We start from the raw sequence: 18,810 nt of genomic DNA on the forward strand, positions 1-18,810 counted from the left end.
AAAAAGCCCGGATGACGTATCCCGGGTATCGAAGTTTGTCTGCGTTCGCCATGGGGTAAATTTCGATGATGACATGGAACCAATGGCGATGAGGAAAAGCGCAGATGAACATATATGTCGGCAATATTGCCTACAGTATGTCCGATGATGAGCTCAGGACAGTCTTTGAAAATTTTGGTGAGGTGGACTCAGCACGCATCATCACCGATCGTGACACCGGCCGTTCCAAAGGGTTCGGGTTTGTGGAGATGCCTGATTCAGACCAGGCGGCCGCGGCCCTGGAAGCGCTCAACGGCTCCGAGATCATGGGCCGCACCCTGACCGTTAACGAAGCACGGCCGAGAAAACCCCGCTCGGATTACGGCGGTGGCCGTCGAGGCGGTTACAACAACGGCGGAGACGGCGGAGGGTACGACCGCTACTAAGCGGTGCCTGCCTCGTTTGACGTAAAAAGTAAGGAAAAGCCCCATGCAGCGACCCGCTGCATGGGGCTTTTTTTTATGGGGTAAACCAGTGGCGGGTCCGGGTGCAGATTTTTACCAGCATGAGCATCACCGGCACTTCGATGAGGACCCCCACCACCGTGGCCAGGGCAGCGCCTGACGAGAGCCCGAAGAGCATGGTGGCCGTGGCGATGGCCACTTCAAAGTGGTTGGAGGCCCCGATCATGGCCGCGGGCGCCGCGTCTTCGTAGGAGAGCCTCAGGACCCGGGCCGCACCGTAGCCTAAGGTGAAGATGAGGATGGTCTGCAGGAACAGGGGAACGGCAATCCAGAGGATGGTCAGGGGGTTGGCAAGGATCACCTCGCCCTTGAAGCTGAAGAGAAGCACCAGGGTGGTGAGAAGGGCGGTGATGGTCACCGGGGTGAGCAGGTGGAGAAAGGTCTCCTCAAACCAGGCGCGCCCCCTGGCCTTGATCAGCCACCGTCGGGAGAGGTAGCCCGCCACCAGTGGCAGGGCCACGTAGACGGCAATGGAGAGAAACAGGGCCTCCCAGGGCACGGGGAGGCGGCCCACCCCCAGCAGGAATCCGCCCAGCACCCCGTAGAGAAGCAGCATGGTCAGGGAGTTGATGGCCACCATGACCAGGGTGAGGCCGTCGTTGCCCCGGGCCAGGTAGCCCCAGATCAGCACCATGGCCGTGCACGGGGCGATGCCCAGGAGGATGCAGCCAGCCAGGTAGCTCCGCCACAGGGGGACTTCGAGCATCCTGATGCCGCCGGAGACCACCACGGTGCCTGCCCCGTGGGCGGCCCCTTCGGGGAGGTCCAGGCCAAAGGGCATCTTGACGAGGTCCGTGGCCTCGGGGCCGACGAAGCCCCGGAAGAGGACCCCCAGGAAGAGAATCCCGATGCCGTACATGGTAAAGGGCTTGATCATCCAGTTGAGCACCAGGGTCAGGGTCACCGGTTTTCCGCTTTTCCCTGCCTTGACCACCTCGGCAAAGTCGATCTTGACCATGATGGGGTACATCATGAAAAAGAGACAGACCGCGATGGGGATGGAGACCACCGGGGCGCCATTGACCCGGATGCTGATGCCGTCCAGGGTCCTGGCCAGCTCCGGGGCGATTTTGCCGAGGAGGATGCCCCCCGCAATGCAGAGGCCTACCCAGACCGTCAGGTATCGCTCAAAGGGGTTTTTCATTTCGCGATGGTCGCCGTCGGGGCGTGGGGTGGTCATGGCGTCTCCTTATGTTGCGATGGGGTTATCCGGTGATGGCGCCGGGCAGGGTCTCCACAAAGGCTTTGATCTCATCGCGCACTTTTCGGTAGCAGTCCAGCTCGCCTTCGCGGCTCGTTGCATCCCTGGCCAGGCGGGGGGGATCGTCAAATCCCACGTGTACCACCCTGGCGCCGCCCGGGAACAGGGGGCAGGTCTCGTGGGCATGATCGCAGACCGTGACCACCACATCGATTTTTGTCTCCATGAAGTCGGCAATGTTCTGGGACCTCTGGCCGGAAATGTCCACCCCGGCTTCGGCCATGACGGCAACGGCGTCGGGGTTCAAGCCGTGGGTCTCGATGCCCGCGGAGCAGGCGTCGATGACATCGCCCTTCAGGTGGCGGGTCCAGCCTTCGGCCATCTGGCTTCGGCAGGAGTTGCCTGTGCAGAGAAAGAGAAGGGTGAGCTTCTGGGGCATGGGTGTGTCTCCTTAATCGTGAAATGTGTGTTCTGTTTTTTTTGATTCGGTTGGGTGCGTGTTGAGGGAACTCGGGCTGTTCCCTTTCAATGGACCGTTCACCATACCGCTGTTTTGTAAGGATTGTGTGAGGGGCCTTGCCACATCGGCATCCATTGTATCGTATGGCTGATTTTTACAGCAACTTATTTTTGCCTTGGGGGGCCTGAAGGGTGTGTCGTCCGGGGGAACTTACGGAAATTTTCTATTCCGGGGAAAAAAGAAAGTAAAGAAAATGTCATTCTACGCGAAAACAAGGGATGTATACGAAAGGCTTCCTTCTCTGTTCTGGAGAGTGAGTCCGCTGCCATCCCCACACACAGGCAGGGCAACCCGTACCGGCAGGTACATCCCGGGTGCCGCCCCAGTCGAAAGGCCATAGAACATGACATTTTCAATCAAGCAGAAACTGGTGATCGCTTTTACATGCGTTGCCGTTGTCCCCATCGCCATTATCATGGGGGCGGTTGCCCTTCAATTAAAGCAGCTGTCCATGGACGGATTTGTAGGGGCCACGACCCGGGAGCTCGTCCAGGTGGACAACGCCATGAACCTTTTCATGGACGGGATTGCCAGCCACGTGACCCAGCTGGCCTCCGACCCTTTGCTCAAAGGGGTGGGGGACAAGGTCACCTCCTATGTGCACACAACGGAAAAGACCCGGGTCACTCCCCTTGAGGACGGAGGCGTCAACGCAGATCTTTACCGTCTTTTCAAGAGGGTTCACGAATCCAGCCCCTCCTATTGCGAGATCTACATGGGGACCGAGGCCGGCGGGTTGCTCACCTCCCTTCCTGCGGTGAAAAAACCGGGGTACGACCCCCGCAAGAGGAGCTGGTACCGGAAGCCCGCCGAGGCAGGCAAGCTGGTGATGACCCCGGCGTATCTCTCCGGCGGTAACGGGCTGACGGTTGTGGGGCTGGTGGCCCCGGTGACCGGGCCCGACGGCAGGCGCACCGGGGTGGTGGGCATTGATGTCTCCCTGTCGCGCTTAACCGACATGATCCACGGCATCCGCATCGGCGAAAGCGGGTTTGCCATCCTGGTCCAGGGAGACGGAACCATCCTGGCCAACCCCCATGACCCTGCCACCAACTTCAAAAAAATGACGGAGCTGGACTCACCGGCCTACGCCACCCTCAACGGAATCGCTTCGGGCCATGTGGCCGTGGAGATGGGCGGGGTGGACTGCCTGGCAGATGTCTACACCTCTCCCACCCTGGGGTGGAAGCTCATCGGCGTCATTGAGACCCGGGAAGTGATGGGGCCGACCCGGCGCCTGACCCTGATGATTCTGGGGATCGGCGGTGTGCTTTTTCTTCTGGCCGCAGGGGCGGCCCTCGGCCTGGCCCGGGTGGTGACACACCCCATTGTCAACACCGCTGAGATGCTGCGGGACATCGCCGAAGGGGAGGGCGACCTTACGCGTCGGCTTGAGGCAGGCACAGCCGATGAGGTGGGGGCCCTTGCCACCTGGTTCAACGCCTTTATCGACAAAATCCACGGGGTGATCCGTACCCTTGCGGAGAATGCCGAGGCCGTGAAGGATTCCGGGGGCGAGCTCTCCCGTCTCTCGGTGACCATGTCCGACGGCGCCACCGAGATGAACGACCGCGCCGGAACAGTGGCGGCTTCTGCCGAGGAGACCAACCGCGTGATGGCCGATGTTGCCGCATCCACCGAGCAGGCCACCGCCAACGTGAACATGGTGGCAGCAGCCACCGAGGAGATGCGCGCCACCATCCAAGAGATCGCCGGGAATTCCGAGAGGGCCCGGGGCGTCACCACGGAGATGGTGCACCAGGCCAAAGAGGTGCGCGTTATCATGGATGCCCTGGGGGCTGCCGCCGGGGACATCGGCAAGGTCACCGAGGCCATCTCCGAGATTTCGGAACAGACCAACCTGCTGGCCCTGAACGCCACCATCGAGGCGGCCAGGGCAGGTGAGGCGGGCAAGGGGTTTGCCGTGGTTGCCGGAGAGATCAAGGCCCTTGCCGGTCAGACCGCCGAGGCCACCGGCGAGATCCGGCAGCGCATCGACGGGGTCCGGGACTCTTCCACCCGGTCCGTGGAGGGGATCGGCCGAATCTCTGCGGTCATTGACGACGTCAGCGAGCTGGTGGGGGCCATCGCCGCCGCCGTGGAGCAGCAATCCGGCTCCACCGGCGAAATCGCGGAGAACCTTGCCCAGGCCTCCCGGGGTCTGGAGGAGGTCTCCGGCCAGGTGGCCCAGTGCGCAGGCGTCTCAGGGGAGATCGCCGAGGAGATGGCCGGGGTGAATCGGTCCGCCGGTCGCTTCACCGAAAGCAGCAACGCGGTCCACGGTCGCTCCGAAGAGCTTGCGGGGCTGGCCGCAGGCCTCAATGAGGTGGTGGGTCAGTTCAAGATCTGAGGACCAGGGTTTTTGACGGGCCCTGGGCTCCTGTTTCAGGACCCGGGGCCCCGTTCCTGCCGGGGCATCATTAATGTGCTATGTTGTTGCTATCGAGGTCTGTTTCTCCTTAATCCCTGCCGTACAGGAGTTTTTTGATGTCTCTTACCGTTATGATCGTTGTGTTGCTTGCGGCCCTCTTGCACGCAACCTGGAACTTCCTGGTCAAAAACACCCCGGACAAGCACGTGAGCATGACCGCCGTGGTGCTGGGGCACACCCCCTTTGCCCTGGGCGCCCTTCTGGTGGCGCCCCTGCCGTCCCTTGACGCCTGGCCCTACCTGGTGGTAGGGGCCCTGCTCCATGTGGGGTACCAGCTCTTTTTGCTGGCCTCCTACCGCATCGGGGATTTAAGCCAGGTCTATCCCCTGGCCCGCGGGGTGGCCCCCATGATCGTGGCCGTGGTGTCCGTGGGGCTTCTGGGGGTGGAGCTCTCCTTCAGCGAGATGGCCGCCATCGGGATCATCGGCACCGGGATCATGAGCCTGACCCTGGTGCGCAAAAGCGACGGGCTCCGCAACGGCCAGGCCGCATTTCTCTCCATTGTGACGGGGTGCTTCATCGCCTCCTACTCCCTGGTGGACGGCATGGGGGCCCGGGTGGCGGGCACGGCCCTTGGCTTTTACGGCTGCCTGTCGGTGCTCAACGCCATCGGGTTTGCCGCGGTGATGCGGATCCTCAGGCCCGGGATCCTGACCCGGGTGGTCTGCCACGAGTGGGCCTTTGCCCTCAAGGGCGGGGGCGCTTCTTTTTCCGCCTACGCCATGGTGACCTGGTCCTTTACCCTGGCCCCCATTGCCATGGTGGCGGCGGTGCGGGAGACCAGCATCATTTTTGCCCTGCTCCTGGGAGTCATGGTGCTCAAGGAGCGGCTGGACCTGATGAAGGTGCTCTCCACCCTCATGACCCTTCTGGGCGTGGGCATCCTGAGGCTGAACCGGTAGACAGCCATGGCGTGGCCGGGGGCTGTGCTTTTTTCTTCCTGTTCTTTGTCGTCTGATTTGCGGCCTTTACCTCCGCCGCTGCCCGAGATCCCCGCATCGTAAGGAATAAATCAGTAAAGGCAGTGCTTGGGTATGCCGAATAAATTTGAGAGGTTGGAAATATGACGGTGTGTTCCCTTAGGGGTAGCATTTGTCGTGATATAAGGTTTGGTTTGTGAGGGGGACCGATGCCTGTCCGTTATGGTCGGCAGACACGGACCATCGAACGGAAGGAAAGGAGGCTGCTCTGTATGTTGAAACTCAGTGATATTCCCTTGAAGAAAAAACTGGTGGGAAGTTTTTTGCTGCTCTCGGTGGCAACGGTGGTGATCGGGCTTTTCGGCCGATACGCGGCCACCACCATCGGGCGTTACCTCCAGACGGCCACCGAAGAGAGCCTGCCGGCCATGGAGCACATCGCGGAGATGCGTGAGCTGGCAAATCGGTTTGTGCAGGCTCAGCAGGGGCTCCTGAGTGCCTACCTGGACCCGGAGGCCCTCCAGGCCGAATACGAAGAGCTGGATATTGTTCGAACGAAATACGCCGAAAGCATGGCGGCCTTTGAGGCCTTTCCCCGGTCACCGGAGGTGGACGCGGCGTGGAAGGCCTACACCCAGTCCTTTGAGGAGTGGACGGGCGTCAACGACGCCTTCTTTGCCAAGCTCAAAGAGCTGGAGGCCACAGGCATCCTCAACCCCCTTCCGCTCCACGCTGAGACCCTGAAGGCCAAAGGGGCCTTTGACGCCGCGGTCAACCGCATGGCCCGGCGGATCTACACCCTGGAAGACAAGGACGGCACGGACTGGAACGTCATTGCCGAGTCCCTTGAACAACCGTGGCGCGCACAATCCCCTCGCTCAGAGAGGCGATTGAAGGGGAGCTGATGAACATCGAGCTGGAGGCCATGTCCCTGCAGCGGCATTTCAGCCAGATCGATTCCTTTGTGGATCAGGGCTTCAGGTCCCGGGCCGCGGGGATTTACCAGCAGGACCTGCTTCCCGTGCAGTCCAGTGTCTCCGAGGCCTTTTCCAGGATCGGCGAAGAGGTGGACAAGGCGGTGGCCGTGAACATCGAACTCAACGCCATGGCCAACGGCCCCTGCCTGGCAAAGCAGACCCAGACCCTGGCCCTTCTGGACGAGGCCGTGGCCGCCCTGAGCCGGGACGCCCGGCACCTCACCGAAGACGGGCAGGCCCTGTATTCCAAGATCCAGGCCGCCAACTTTATCATCATGGCGATTGCCGTGGCCCTCTCTCTCTTTTTCGGGGTGGCCATCAGCGTGGCCATTACCTCCCCCCTCCAGGAGGGGGTCGATCTTTCCCGGAGCATGGCCGAAGGGGACCTCACCCGGACCTTGTCGGTGAAACGGGGCGATGAGATCGGAGCCCTGTCGTCGTCGCTGAACAGCGTGGTGAAGAGTTTGCATACCATGATGGGGAGCATCAACGAAGGGGTCGATCACCTGGCCCGCTCGTCCAGTGAACTCTCCGCCGTCACCTCCCAGGTGAAATCCGGTGCCGCAGGGACTTCGGAGCGTTCGGACACCGTGGCCGCGGCCGCCGAAGAGATGAACACCGGCATTGCCTTTGTGGCCTCCTCCGTGGAGGAGGCGGCCGATAACATCTCCTCGGTGGCGTCCGCCGCCGGGCAGATGGCCTCCACCATCGAAGAGATCGGCAAGAACGCCAACACAGCCAAAGAGATCACGGATTCGGCGGTCTCCGGGACGAAGAACGCCACGGAAAAGGTGGGGGCCCTGGGTGAGTCCGCCCATGAGATCGGCACCATCTCCGAGACCATCTCGGGCATCTCCCAGCAGATTAACCTGTTGGCCCTGAACGCCACCATCGAGGCGGCCCGTGCCGGGGAAGCCGGACGGGGCTTTGCCGTGGTGGCCGGGGAGATCAAGGACCTGGCCGGTGAGACCTCCGGGGCCACGGAAAAAATCCATGAGCAGGTGGCCGAGGTCCAGGCCCAGATAGAGTCCACGGTCTCTGAGATCTCCAATGTCTCCTCCGTGGTGGGAAAGATGGAGGAGATTGTCTCCATCATCGCCTCGGCCATGGAAGAGCAGGCCATTGCCACCAACGAAATCGCCGGAAACATCGAGGCGGCCTCGGCCAAGGTGGAGGATGTGAACCGCCAGGTGGGGAAAAACTCGGCCACCGTGGCCTCCATTGCCCGGGACATCGCCGATGTCAACGTGTCGGCCCGGGAGATCACCGACAGCACGGACATCCTCACCCGGTGCGCCGGAGACATGAACACCCTGGCCGGCGAGCTCAAAGGGATGACAGGGCGCTTTACCCTGTAAGCCTCCTTCCCCTCCTCATTTATTCAGGACAGCCACAGCCCGTGAATTCCAGGATTCACGGGCTTCTTTTTTGCGCTTCGGTACCACCCGTTCCCTTTGCCCGGCCTTTGTGTTCCCAATATGCGGTTTTCGTGCCGATTTCCCGATCCTTGGGGCAAGGCGGCACCGGGGCCGTTTGACAGCGAATCATTGATCGTGGTACGTCCTGTTGACAATAATTCTTCAGCAGGACGGCGGCTTCTCTTCATCCCATTCTTGCTGGCCCGGCCTTTTCTCGCCGGGCATCGCCGCGTCCGTTGCCCGATACAATGACCCCAAACGTAAGTGAATTCGCTTCATGAATTATACATATCGTTCCCTTCTTGCTGTCCTTTTGGCTGCCCTTTTGTTTACCGCCTGTGACGAACACGATGAGACCTCTTTGTCTGCTGCCGTCGATGCCGCCGATGCCCCGGCAGCAGTGTCGGAAGCACAGGCCCCTGTCCTTCCCCCGGAGCCCCGGGAGACCCTGGTCAAGGGAAAGGTCTCCTCAGGAAACACCGCCGCCTCCATATTAAAGAAGTGGCTCTCGCCTTTGGCCGCCGCTTCGCAGGGGCATGCACCCCGGTGTACGACCTTACCCGGATCCAGGTGGGCAACACCTGGCAGGTGGCCACCCTGGACGAAGAGTTTGCCCGGTTTGAGTACGCCATTGATTCGGATAGCTATCTTGAGGTGTCTCGGGAAGGGGATGACTACACGGCCGTGGTAAAGCCCATCGCCTACGATGTACGCACCGAGACGGTGACGGGCTCCATCCGGACCTCCCTGTACGGTGCCATGTCCCACGTGGGGGAAAGGCCCGAACTGGCGGTCCGCATCGGCAACCTCATGGGCTGGGAGATCGATTTTGTCCATGACCTGAGGGTGGGGGATACCTTTTCAGTGCTCGTGGAAAAACGGTATGCGGGAAACCGGTTCAAAGGGTACGGCAAGATCCTGGCCGTGGCCTTCACCAACCAGGGGGAGCTTCACGAGGCCTTCAGGATGGAAGAGCCCGACGGCAGCGGTGAGTACTACGCCCCGGACGGCAGGAACCTGCGCCACGTCTTTCTCAAAACCCCCGTGGCCTTTACCCGCATCTCCTCGGGGTTTTCCCTGAGGCGCTACCATCCCATTCAGAAACGCTACAAACCCCACTACGGCGTTGACTACGCCGCACCCACCGGAACCCCCATCTACGCCATTGGCAGCGGCACCCTCAAGCGGGTGGCCTCCAACAACAGCTCGGGCAACCACATCCTCATCACCCACGGCAACGGCTACGAGAGCGGGTACCTGCACATGTCCCGCTTTGCCAAGGGCATGCGCACCGGCAAAAAGGTGAAGCAGGGGGACCTCATCGGCTACGTGGGCTCCACCGGCCTTGCCACCGGGCCCCATCTCTGCTTTCGCATGAAGATCCACGGCAAGCCCGTGGACCCCACCAAGATCGACACCCCCCGTGCCTCGTCCATCGACAAAACCCGCAAAGACGAATTTTCCCGCATCATGGCCCGGTACCGGCCACAGCTTCTGGATTCCATCGCCAGGATCGCAGACGGCGACCAGAAGGCAGCTGGCGAGGCCACAGAATCCAAAGGGTGATCTATTACCCGTCGCCCGCCCTTAAAGCCAGCCTCCGGCGGGTCGCTTTTTTAAAAAAAAGCTCCGCAAAAAACTCTTCTAAGGCGGGTGTGAAAATGTCGAAATTATTTCGGCGTAGCCTGGAAGGCTTACTTAAGACCTGTTTGTCAAACCCGACTCATAAAATCGGGCAAAAGTTTGGCCCCCGGCAGGGCCGCCCGAGGCAATTTTGAGCTGAATAGTTACATGATTTCTAACTATTCAAGGTGCCCCACCTGGCCGCCGGAGACCTGATTTTTCCACCCACTTTAACCATAGAAAGCACAGCTCTTTTTAGTGACTGGCTTCTGCCTGGAAGAGGCAGGCCTCCGGGTCCTTCAGGGCCAGGTGTCCGTCTGTTGCCTGCAGGGTGAGGATGCGGCCGTTTTCAGGCAGCCGGATGTCGCCCAGCTCCCAGATGGCCTTGCCCAGGAAGTGGGCCAGGGCTGTTTTGATGGCGATGGCGTGGGAGACCAGGAGAATGGCCTGGCCCTTGTGGGCCTGGAAGAGTTCGTCGATGGCGGCAAGGACCCGGTTTTGCACCTGGCTGTACCGCTCGGCCCCGGGCAGGTCAAAGTCCTGGGGCGCTTCCCAGAAGTCCCGGCACGCTTTGGGGTGAATTTTCTCCGCCTCGGTTAGGGGCATGCCCTCCAGGGGGCCCAGGCCGATCTCCCGGAGCCCGTCGTGGTGCGTCAGGGGGATGTCCCAGTATCCGATCATTGGGTTCGCTGCCCACGGCGCGGCCCGAGGGGCTGGAAAAGGCTGCGGGCGATGGAGGGGGTGTCTGCAAGGGAGTATCTCCGGCGGCCCGGGCCTGGTTGCGGCCGGTCTCCGTAAGGGGTGAGTTAGCGTGGCCCTGAAGGCGGCATTCAAGGTTGGGGGCGTGCGCATGGCGCAGAAAAAGGGTGGTGGGGGCAGGTGCCATGGCAGTATCCCGTCTTCTTGAAGGGTTCATGTGAAAACGTGGATGAGCATACCGCGATGCCTGCAAATTGCAAGGGGGTTGAGAAAAAGAAGGCGATGGTTGCGGGGCGGGTGAGGGACGAGGCAAAGACAGGCCTCCGGATTCGTAAACGCTCCGAGTCCAAAGCCCCTGCACATGTTGACGGGTTTAGCAAACAGGCCTTTATAAAGCAGATTCAGGCCGATCAACATCAACGGCCAATGCGCTTTTCCCCGAGGAACGAGGGGAAAAGCGCATTGGCAACTTGCTTTCGAGGTGGCTCACCTTGCCGCCGGAGGCTGATTGCGGTTAGTGAAGGACAAGCTCCCGGGCCATTTTGCCTGCGGCACCGGCGTCCGGGGCAAAGCCGTCGGCCCCGATGCGGTCTGCAAAGTCCTGGTTCAGGGGGGCGCCGCCCACCATGATCTTCACGGAGTCGCGCAGGCCCGCTTCGTTGATGGCCTCAACGGTCTCTTCCACCACGCACATGGTGGTGGTCAGAAGGGTGGAGAGCCCGATAATGTCCGCCTTGTGTTCGATGGCCGCCTCAATGAATTTTTCTTTCAGCACGTCCACGCCCAGATCCACCACGTTGAATCCCGCTCCTTCCAGCATGATGCAGACCAGGTTTTTTCCGATGTCGTGCAGGTCCCCGTGCACGGTGCCGATGACGATGGTTCCCACCTTTTGCACGCTCTCCCCGGTGAGCAGGGGCTTCAGGACCTCCACACCGGCCTTCATGGTGTGGGCGGACATGAGCATTTCGGGGACGAAGGTCTCTCTTGCCCGGCGAATCGCTCTCCCACAACATCCATGGCACGGATGAGCCCCTGGTTGAGGATTTCATCGACGGGGGTTCCTGCTTCAATTTCAGCGTTGACATCTGCAACCACTTTGGCCGGATCAAGGCCGATGACGGCATCGAAGACACTTTCAACAGACATATTGCTTACTCCTTTGATGAAGACGGACAGATGGCATCGTTCTTTCCGGGACCTGGCGGTTGGTTGGGCCGGAAAGGACGGGGCGGCGCACATCACTGCCGGCGCCTGTGGTCGGGTGCGTACCCGTCCGTCGAAAAAACAGATCGGTTGACTGGACGGGACCTTGACGGGGTGCCGTCCCTGCAGCGGGTTCCCTAGAACGGTGCCTGGGCATCAGGGATTTCCGCTTGCGCGGTGCATGGGGAAGACGGGGGATGGACCGTGTGACAGTGGCTTCCCGGCATCTTCACGGGCATCATGACACAGGGGATATCGTGTGCGATCTGATCTGGGAATTTATAATCATTATCCCACAATATGAAATTAATGGGGTGCGGAGTCGCCTGGGAACCTGGGATTTTACTTGCAATTTTCCCGGGGCGTGGGTATGTCATCGTTGTGAATTAATGATGGATTCGAGGTATTCTGCAGGCCGGTCCGGCCGGAAGAGAGTGACGGATCCCAAGACACCACAGGTTGGATTCCATGATTCAAGGCGCACAAAGTGTGTATCGTACCCTCAATATATTGAAGATGATCATTCAACGGGGGGAGTCCCCCACCACCCTCAAAGAGGTGAGCGAAACCATGGAGATCACCACCTCCACGGCCCACAGGCTCCTTTCGGTGCTGACGGACTGCGGGTTCCTCTCCTTTGACCAGAAAAACAAGACCTACATCATCGGCTCGGACAGCGTGATCTACTCCGGTCTCTCCATGGAGCACTATGTGCGGACGAGCTACGGGGCGCTGGCAGGCAACGTGGCCCGGATGTTCGGGTACACCACCTCCCTGTTTATCCGGGAGGGGGACGACTGCAAATGCGTGGGGATTTACCAGGGCACCAACGTGATCCAGCTGGCGGCCTGTCGCCCCGGAGAGCGGGCACCCCTGGGGTTCGGGTCTCCGTCCATGGGCATGCTGGCCTTCCTCGACGATGAGAGGATCACGGCCATTCTGGACCGAAACACAGAGCGGCTTCGCGATGTGCTGCTGGTGGACCGCGAGACCTTTATGGAATTTGTGGCGCTCTCCAGGAAGCTGGGCTACGGGTACGCAGAGTCCTTTCTTGTTCAGGGGGGGCTTGGGGTCTCCTATCCCTTGAAATTCGAAGGCAAAATCGTAGGGGCCATGGCTGTGGATGCCCTTGTGGGCCGTGAATGGGAGTCCAAACGCGACGAGCTGGTGGGCTACCTGAAGCAGAACATCGGCTGACAGGCGTTGCCCGGACATGGCGTTGTATGGCTGGCGGATCGCTTTTTTTAAAAGCGCCGCCTTTTTTTTTGCGCCGGGTTTGCCACCATAAAAAAAGCCCCCCTTCACGGATGAAGGGGGGCTGGCTGGCCTTTCGAGTCCACCACGTGGGGGACCCAGGAGGAAATCAGCAGGCGATGGGGTACTGGCCGAACTCCACGGCGGCCTCCAGCATGGCCACGACATTTTCAGGGGAGATGTCGGACTGCATGTTGTGGACCGATCCCAGGATGTAGCCGCCGCCCGGGGCGAGGTCCCGGATGCGGGTGGCCACTTCCTTGCGGACGTCGTCGACGCTGCCGTTGGGCAGGACATGGAAGGTGTCGATGGCGCCCCAGAAGGAGAGCTTGTCCCCGAAGCGTTTTTTGAGCTGGTCGGTCTCCATGCCCGTGGCCGAGACCTGGACAGGGTTTAAGATATCCACGCCGATCTCCACGAGATCGTCCAGAAGGCCTGTGACGGCCCCGCAGCTGTGGTAGTAGAGCTTAGCCTTGGTCATGCTCTTGATGTAGCTGAAGAGTTCGGCCTGGTAGGGCTTGATGAACTCCCGGTACATGGGCATGGACATGAAGGGGGCGTTCTGCATGGCCAGGTCGTCGGCGCACTGGATGACGTCGATGTACTCACCGGCCTCTTCGAGGAAGAGGCGGGCGTTCTCTTTTCGATGGTCGCAGACCTTGCGGAGCAGGGCGTGGGCGAAATCCTTTCTGGCCATCATGTCCATGAAAAACTCGGGCATGCCCCGCATGCACCAGCACTGCTCAAAGAGGTTGCCGGGGCTTCCCATGCATCCCACCACCGCGTACTCCCCTTCATCGTGGAGCTTTTTTGCCTCTTCCCGCACATGACTGAAGTCAAAGTCCGTGGCCGCATGGGGCCACGGGTGGTTTTCAATGGCCTCCAGGGTGGGCTCTTTCATGTTGTACTCGTGGATGGTGGCGTATTCGCCGTCCACTTTCCTTTTGACTCCCCACTGATCCGTGAAAATTTCGCAACCGTCTTCGGTGAACTCCTGCTTCACGTCTTCGCCCAGGACCACCATGTTTTTGGGCCGCACATGGCGGAAGTCGGCGTTGTACATTTTCAGGAAGTGCTCATCGATGAAGGCCGTCTGCCACACCTTGGACATGACCTCGGTGGTGAGGTCCTCTTTTCCGTGTTTTTTCTTGAAGGCCTCGTATCCGTTGAGCATGAGGGTGGTGTTGCGACCTCCCAGGTCGATGGGAACCCGGTCCGGCTCTTCGTGGTTCAGGGCGGTGAGTGCGCGTTCTTTATGGTTCATGGATCACTCCTTCATCCCGGAAAGGGATCTCGTGTCTGTGGGTTCACGTCGTTTGGGCACTGGGGCTCCGGGGCCTGGTGCAGGTGCCGGAAAACCCCTTGTTTTTTAAAGCTGCGGTTCGGCTGAACACGGCCGGGGCGGACGCGTGGTCGGCCCGGGTCGTCCTGGCCGAATCACATGCAGGCATCGGGGGACACCTCCGGTCAGGGTGGCTAACCGGAGGCTGTGGAGGGAAGCACTGGGGTTATTTTGCTTCGAGGGTGGCTTCGACTCTGTCGATGAGGTCCTTGCCTCCGATGAAGTCGTAGAACTCGGGCCAGACCTTCTCCTTGGCCAGGCGGATCCACTCCTCTTCATCGGTGAGGTTGTCCATCTGGACCCCTGCGGCGGCCATGGCCTCTTTGGCCTTGGAGGCTTCGCTCACCTGGAAGAGCAGGTTGTACTGCTGGGCCTCGATACCGGCGCGGGTCAGGATGTCCCGGGTTTTCTGGTCGTATTTTTTCCAGCTGCGCTCACCCACGGAGAGGAACTGCAGGGCATACATGTGGTGCACTTCGGTGCAGTACTTCTGCACTTCCTGGAACTTGGAGGTGTGCATGACGATGTAGGGGTTGTCCTGTCCGTCCACCACGCCCTGCTGAAGGGCGGTGAAGGTCTCGGGCCAGGAGATGGGCACAGGGTTGGCGCCCCAGGCGCGGTAGGTGGCCATGTGGATTTTGTTCTGGGGGATACGGATCTTCAGGCCCTTGACGTCCTTGAGGGAGGTAACGGGTCGCTTGTTGTTGGTGAGGTGACGGAAGTTGGAGTAGACCCAGCCGAGGATGCGGAATCCCCCTTTTTTAACGCAGGTCTCGTTCCAGAAAGCGCCGAGCTCACCGGTGGTGGCTTTCACCGCGTCGTACTCGTTTTTGATGAGGTAGGGCATGGTGAGGGTGCCCCAGCCTCGGGACGACGGGCGCCGCCCAAGACGGAGGAACATGGAGGGTCCCTTTTCGCGTGGTCTGGAGCATCTCGGTTTCGGTGCCCAGGGCGCCGCCGGAGAAGAGCTCCACTTTGATTTCGCCGTCGGAAAGACCTTCCACAACAGCTTTGAAGCGCCGGGCGTAAACGCCCTGGTCAGACTCTGGGGGATCACCGTAGCCCAGCTTGATGGTCTGTGCGGCCTGAGCGCCTGAGAGGCCGAACACGGCCAGGGTAAGGAATGAAAGGGCAACGGCAAAAGACTTACGTAACATACTACCTCCTCCTATACGCATTGTTGATTGGGGCATATACGGTTTGGGGCGGATTGGGACCCCGGGTAACCATACAGGGATATATGCCTTGTCCGTTCCCATGAAGGCAACGGACGGTGTACGCGTTCGCATGGTTCGAGCCGCTGCGTTGCGGTTCGAAACAGGGCACCTGGAGGGTCGTCGGGCAGAGCGATCCGGGCACCCAGCGGTATGTATCTGGAGGCGGGCCTTGGGAGGCGCCGCGTGGTCTCTTTCTGGGGATGTCCCTGTGTACGTTTGCTGTAACTCCATGGCCGGCGTGGTTGAGATCCCGGCCCTTCCTTTGGCTCACCACCACAGGGCATAGGGCATGGGGGCACAGTGCAAAGGTTTCAACGTGACAATCAGGGATGTCCGTGCCCTTGGGTTGCGTCGGGGCGGTGTGTGCCGAAGAGAGGGGGCATGGACCTCTCTGCTCACCCCGATGGTTGATAAGGTGGCACACCTTTTTGGATGGTGTCAACACAATATGATAAAATAAAATATTAGTTTCATATTATGGGAATAGAGGACGCAGAGAATTTCTCCGTATTCTACGGTGCGGACGAGGGTTTGTCTTGTTGATTCAGTGGGGTATAGGAGTCATGAAGCGCAGGCAGGGCGCCTGGGGAGGGGGAAGTGCATCCGTCGGGTGGACGGTGGATGGGAGGGTGACATGCGTTTTGTACCCTTTCTCTGATGTGCGGGCTGGTCTGTCGGTTCACTTGGGGGCACTAAGGCGAACCCGTCCTTGCCATGGAAGGCACAAGGGAACGCCCCGGTGGTCCGGGGTGTGTGGGCCCGTTTTTGTTCAGCGGTGCGGGGACGTGGGGTGGAGGTGCTTTCAGGCTGGGCGCGCCCCTTGCTCAGAGAAAAGCGATGGGTGCAACGGCAGGCTTTGCCGTGGGGCGATGCGGTACAAAGGGCTCTTTTTGTGTCCCGTGTTCGGGTGCTGGGTGGAATGAAAACGCGTGGTGTCACCGGCCATTACCGGAAGGTGGGGAGGTCTCGGGGTCGATCTCTTTCAAGGATGCTCTTCCCACCAGCCTTTCCGGATATGGGCTTCCCGCTCCATCTCCGCCACCTGCTTGATCTTGTAAGCGGCGTCCCGGAGGATGCCGTACAGGATACCGCATCCGCTGTCTTCACGGTCGCTGTCCCCTCTTTCCGCCAGCTGGATCATGGCCTCAACCAGTTCAAGGGTTGTCTTTATGTTGTGGTCACATGCTCTCACGTTTTGTCTCCTGCTTGGGTTCCGTTCAACAGGGCGCTCCGCAACGGGCGTTTCCCTGTGATTCAATCTTTCAAGATACATGCCAGAAGCGCGGGAGAACGGGGGAGAAGGTGGTAAAAACCGGGGGCGGGCCCTGGGTGACGGACCGAATGTGCCGTGGCATCAGATAGATCGGGCTGCGGGGCGATTGCACAGGTCGGTGGGAGATACGGGGAAGCCCCGGGGGGCGGGCTGTGTCTCACAAAGGGGGAATGAAACAGAGATGTCTTACCAATACAGGGGAGACAGCCCCCGCCGCAGGGGCGGGGGCTGACTCAAAGCTCATCCCGAAGGGACGGATCAGGCCTCTTCCACGGGCTTGCCGAAGAAGAAGAGGATGCCGATGAGGGCAACCACGGCCACGGGCAGGATGATGTACACGGGTACACCGAGGCCTGCGGGGATGTAGCCGAGGAACACGGTGACAAGGGCCACGGTCACGGCGTAGACCAGCTGGGTCCGGGTGTGGTCGATGTGGTCACAGGCCGCACCCATGGACGAGAGGATGGTGGTGTCGGAGATGGGGGAGCAGTGGTCCCCGAAGATGGCGCCGGTGAGGACTGCACCGATGTTCATGAGCATGTACCCGCTCTCCGGGTTGATGGCGTGGGCCAGGGGAATGGCCAGGGGCATCAGGATCCCCATGGTGCCGTAGGAGGTACCCGTGGCAAAGGAGATAAAGGAGCCCAGGATAAAGATGATGGCCGGCAGCGTAAAGGGCGGGATGGCGTCGGAGAGAACCGACACAAGGTACATGGCGGTGCCGAGCTGCTTGATGACGGAGCTTAAGGACCAGGCCAGAAGGAGGATGACCCCTGTGATGACAAGGGATTTCACACCCTGGACCCAGGTGTCCACGGCCGCCTCGATGGTGTAGATCTTCTGGGTAACCCCCAGGATCATGGCCACGATGCCTGCGAAGAGGGCCGCCTCAAAAAGCACGATGGAGGCGTCCGACGCACCGAAGGCTTCCCGGATGGCGGTGAAGGACGCGGGGCTCTCCTTGAGGAGCTGGATGAGGGCGGCGTCGTCCCCGCCCATGATGGCGCCCCGTCCGTTGAAGTAGAAGCCGACGAAGGCCCCCAGGATCAGGGTCATGATGGGGATGATGGCGTTCCAGATGTTGAGCTTGACGGACTCGTCGGGCTCAAGGCCGGTGGACTCGGCGGCCACCATGGGCTTGGCGCCGTCGGCCAGGACCTTGCCGGTTTTGCGGGCCCGCTTCTCGGCGGTAAGCATGGGACCGAATTCCCGGAGCATGACGGCCGTGGCCACGATGAAGATGAGGATCAGGATGTTGTAGAACCGGAAGGGGATGGTGCCCACAAAGAGGCCGTAGGCGTTGGCCTCGATGCCGAGACCGGCGTAGCCGTCTTTGATGAGGCCGATTTCGTAGGCCACCCAGGTGGAGATGAGGGCAATGCCCGCAATGGGGGCGGCGGTGCCGTCGATGATGAAGGCCAGCTTTTCCCTGGAGATCTTCATGCGGTCGGTGACCGGTCGCATGATGGGGCCCACGGTGAGGGAGTTGGCGTAGTCGTCGAAGAAGATCAACAGGCCCATGAACCAGGCGTAGAGCTGGGCGCTGGTGGCGCCGGTGGCTTTTTTGGCCAGGGCCTCGGCGATGGCCTTGGCGCCGCCCATTTTGGAGACCAGGGCGATGAGGCCGCCGATGGCGAGGCACTGCAGGACGATGCCCGCGTTCCAGGGATCGGCCAGGGAGCTCAAGACTTCGTGGTTCAATTTGATGAAGCCGTCTTTGAAAGCGGAGACAACACCGCCTTCAAGGGAGAGCATGAAGGTGCCGGAGAAGATGCCTGCAAACAGGGAGAGCACCACGTTGCGGGTGACAAAGGCGAGCACGATGGCCACCACCGGCGGGATCAGGGTGAGCATCTTGAAATGATCCGCGTTGGCCTTGGCCATCGCCGGATCGGCGGCCAGGAGTATCGCGGGGACTGCAAGGGTCAATAAAAACGAAACGGCCGTAAACAAGGCCATTTTGCGTGAACGAACCATGGGTATCCTCCTTAAACTGTAACGCATGTGTTGCAGGGTTACCCGGTGGCCAGATCCCACCGGGTCGAGTCGTATGGCAAGGCTGTGTGGCTGCCGTGCAGTGGGGCGTGCCACACCTGTGATGCCGTCAGGGGTATTTCATCGCGCGGCATGCTGACTTTTATGAACGGTTGTCAGTACTTTTCATGAGATTGCCGTCATTGAGAAAAAGCAGGAATGAGGTAGGAAAGCAAGGGAAAAATGAGGGGG

The 18,810-nt window shown here is 60.5% G+C and carries 17 protein-coding genes and 1 pseudogene; 7 read left to right on the top strand and 11 right to left on the bottom strand.

The features are described from left to right. Nucleotides 1-104 precede the first annotated feature (104 nt). Complete coding sequence (locus tag ACOYW2_RS00375) at nt 105-425, top strand: RNA recognition motif domain-containing protein (protein WP_180137148.1); 321 nt, start codon at nt 105-107, stop codon at nt 423-425. A gap of 73 nt (nt 426-498) precedes the next feature. Here the strand turns inward: ACOYW2_RS00375 and arsB are convergent, their stop codons facing one another. Both arsB and ACOYW2_RS00385 read right to left on the bottom strand, forming a co-directional pair. Beyond that, a complete protein-coding gene (arsB, locus tag ACOYW2_RS00380) occupies nt 499-1,683 on the bottom strand; it encodes an ACR3 family arsenite efflux transporter (protein ID WP_482768994.1) in 1,185 nt (394 codons plus the stop codon). A gap of 25 nt (nt 1,684-1,708) precedes the next feature. Then, on the bottom strand, nt 1,709-2,143 hold the full coding sequence (locus tag ACOYW2_RS00385; protein ID WP_482421251.1) for an arsenate reductase ArsC: 435 nt from the start codon (nt 2,141-2,143) through the stop codon (nt 1,709-1,711). Nucleotides 2,144-2,567: 424 nt separating this feature from the next. Between ACOYW2_RS00385 and ACOYW2_RS00390 the strand changes: the two genes are divergently transcribed. The 5 genes from ACOYW2_RS00390 (at nt 2,568) to ACOYW2_RS00410 (ending at nt 9,536) form a co-directional block, all read left to right on the top strand. Continuing rightward, complete coding sequence (locus ACOYW2_RS00390; protein WP_482768995.1) at nt 2,568-4,574, top strand: methyl-accepting chemotaxis protein; 2,007 nt, start codon at nt 2,568-2,570, stop codon at nt 4,572-4,574. A 137-nt stretch (nt 4,575-4,711) separates the two neighbouring features. Beyond that, nucleotides 4,712-5,557: an EamA family transporter gene (locus tag ACOYW2_RS00395; protein ID WP_482768996.1), complete on the top strand. Its 846-nt coding sequence runs from the start codon at nt 4,712-4,714 to the stop codon at nt 5,555-5,557. Between the two features lie 290 nt (nt 5,558-5,847). Then, the gene (locus tag ACOYW2_RS00400) at nt 5,848-6,480 is read left to right on the top strand and encodes an MCP four helix bundle domain-containing protein (protein WP_482421254.1); all 633 of its coding nucleotides are present in this window, start codon (nt 5,848-5,850) and stop codon (nt 6,478-6,480) included. Continuing rightward, nucleotides 6,480-7,910: a methyl-accepting chemotaxis protein gene (locus tag ACOYW2_RS00405; RefSeq protein WP_482768997.1), complete on the top strand. Its 1,431-nt coding sequence runs from the start codon at nt 6,480-6,482 to the stop codon at nt 7,908-7,910. The genes ACOYW2_RS00400 and ACOYW2_RS00405 overlap by 1 nt, the downstream gene beginning before the upstream one ends. Before the next feature lie 606 nt (nt 7,911-8,516). Continuing rightward, on the top strand, nt 8,517-9,536 hold the full coding sequence (locus tag ACOYW2_RS00410) for a peptidoglycan DD-metalloendopeptidase family protein (RefSeq protein ID WP_482768998.1): 1,020 nt from the start codon (nt 8,517-8,519) through the stop codon (nt 9,534-9,536). A gap of 312 nt (nt 9,537-9,848) precedes the next feature. On the opposite strand, the gene ACOYW2_RS00415 is transcribed toward ACOYW2_RS00410, so the two are convergent. The 4 genes and pseudogenes from ACOYW2_RS00415 to ACOYW2_RS00430 all read right to left on the bottom strand — a co-directional run bounded on the left by ACOYW2_RS00415 (nt 9,849) and on the right by ACOYW2_RS00430 (nt 11,441). Further along, entirely contained in the window at nt 9,849-10,274 is a 426-nt protein-coding gene (locus ACOYW2_RS00415; protein WP_482768999.1) for a histidine phosphatase family protein, read from the bottom strand. Nucleotides 10,275-10,299: 25 nt separating this feature from the next. After that, nucleotides 10,300-10,509, bottom strand: a pseudogene (locus ACOYW2_RS00420) (phosphoglycerate mutase family protein); the annotation flags it as partial. 297 nt (nt 10,510-10,806) lie between these two features. Beyond that, nucleotides 10,807-11,253, bottom strand: a complete 447-nt coding sequence (locus tag ACOYW2_RS00425; RefSeq protein WP_482769000.1) for a cobalamin-dependent protein — start codon at nt 11,251-11,253, stop codon at nt 10,807-10,809. Then, the gene (locus tag ACOYW2_RS00430) at nt 11,235-11,441 is read right to left on the bottom strand and encodes a B12-binding domain-containing protein (protein WP_482769001.1); all 207 of its coding nucleotides are present in this window, start codon (nt 11,439-11,441) and stop codon (nt 11,235-11,237) included. The genes ACOYW2_RS00425 and ACOYW2_RS00430 overlap by 19 nt, the downstream gene beginning before the upstream one ends. 546 nt (nt 11,442-11,987) lie before the next feature. Here ACOYW2_RS00430 and ACOYW2_RS00435 point away from each other — a divergent pair. Further along, the gene (locus tag ACOYW2_RS00435; protein WP_482421259.1) at nt 11,988-12,695 is read left to right on the top strand and encodes an IclR family transcriptional regulator; all 708 of its coding nucleotides are present in this window, start codon (nt 11,988-11,990) and stop codon (nt 12,693-12,695) included. A gap of 166 nt (nt 12,696-12,861) precedes the next feature. Here the strand turns inward: ACOYW2_RS00435 and ACOYW2_RS00440 are convergent, their stop codons facing one another. From ACOYW2_RS00440 to ACOYW2_RS00460, 5 genes are all read right to left on the bottom strand, one after another. Beyond that, nucleotides 12,862-14,016 carry a uroporphyrinogen decarboxylase family protein gene (locus ACOYW2_RS00440; protein ID WP_482414756.1) on the bottom strand — a complete coding sequence of 385 codons (1,155 nt, stop codon included), beginning with the start codon at nt 14,014-14,016 and terminating at the stop codon, nt 12,862-12,864. 244 nt (nt 14,017-14,260) lie between these two features. Next, on the bottom strand, nt 14,261-14,941 hold the full coding sequence (locus ACOYW2_RS00445; RefSeq protein ID WP_482423628.1) for a TRAP transporter substrate-binding protein: 681 nt from the start codon (nt 14,939-14,941) through the stop codon (nt 14,261-14,263). Then, nucleotides 14,889-15,251 (bottom strand): hypothetical protein, encoded by a 363-nt coding sequence (locus tag ACOYW2_RS00450; protein ID WP_482769002.1) that lies wholly within the window; start codon nt 15,249-15,251, stop codon nt 14,889-14,891. Before ACOYW2_RS00450 ends, ACOYW2_RS00445 begins: the two co-directional genes overlap by 53 nt. A 1,042-nt stretch (nt 15,252-16,293) precedes the next feature. Further along, complete coding sequence (locus ACOYW2_RS00455; protein WP_180136638.1) at nt 16,294-16,503, bottom strand: hypothetical protein; 210 nt, start codon at nt 16,501-16,503, stop codon at nt 16,294-16,296. Between the two features lie 339 nt (nt 16,504-16,842). Further along, nucleotides 16,843-18,561 carry a Na+/H+ antiporter NhaC family protein gene (locus ACOYW2_RS00460; protein WP_482769003.1) on the bottom strand — a complete coding sequence of 573 codons (1,719 nt, stop codon included), beginning with the start codon at nt 18,559-18,561 and terminating at the stop codon, nt 16,843-16,845. Between the last annotated feature and the right edge of the window lie 249 nt (nt 18,562-18,810).

The sequence above is a fragment of the Desulfoluna sp. CLI2B genome, from assembly GCF_056847375.1.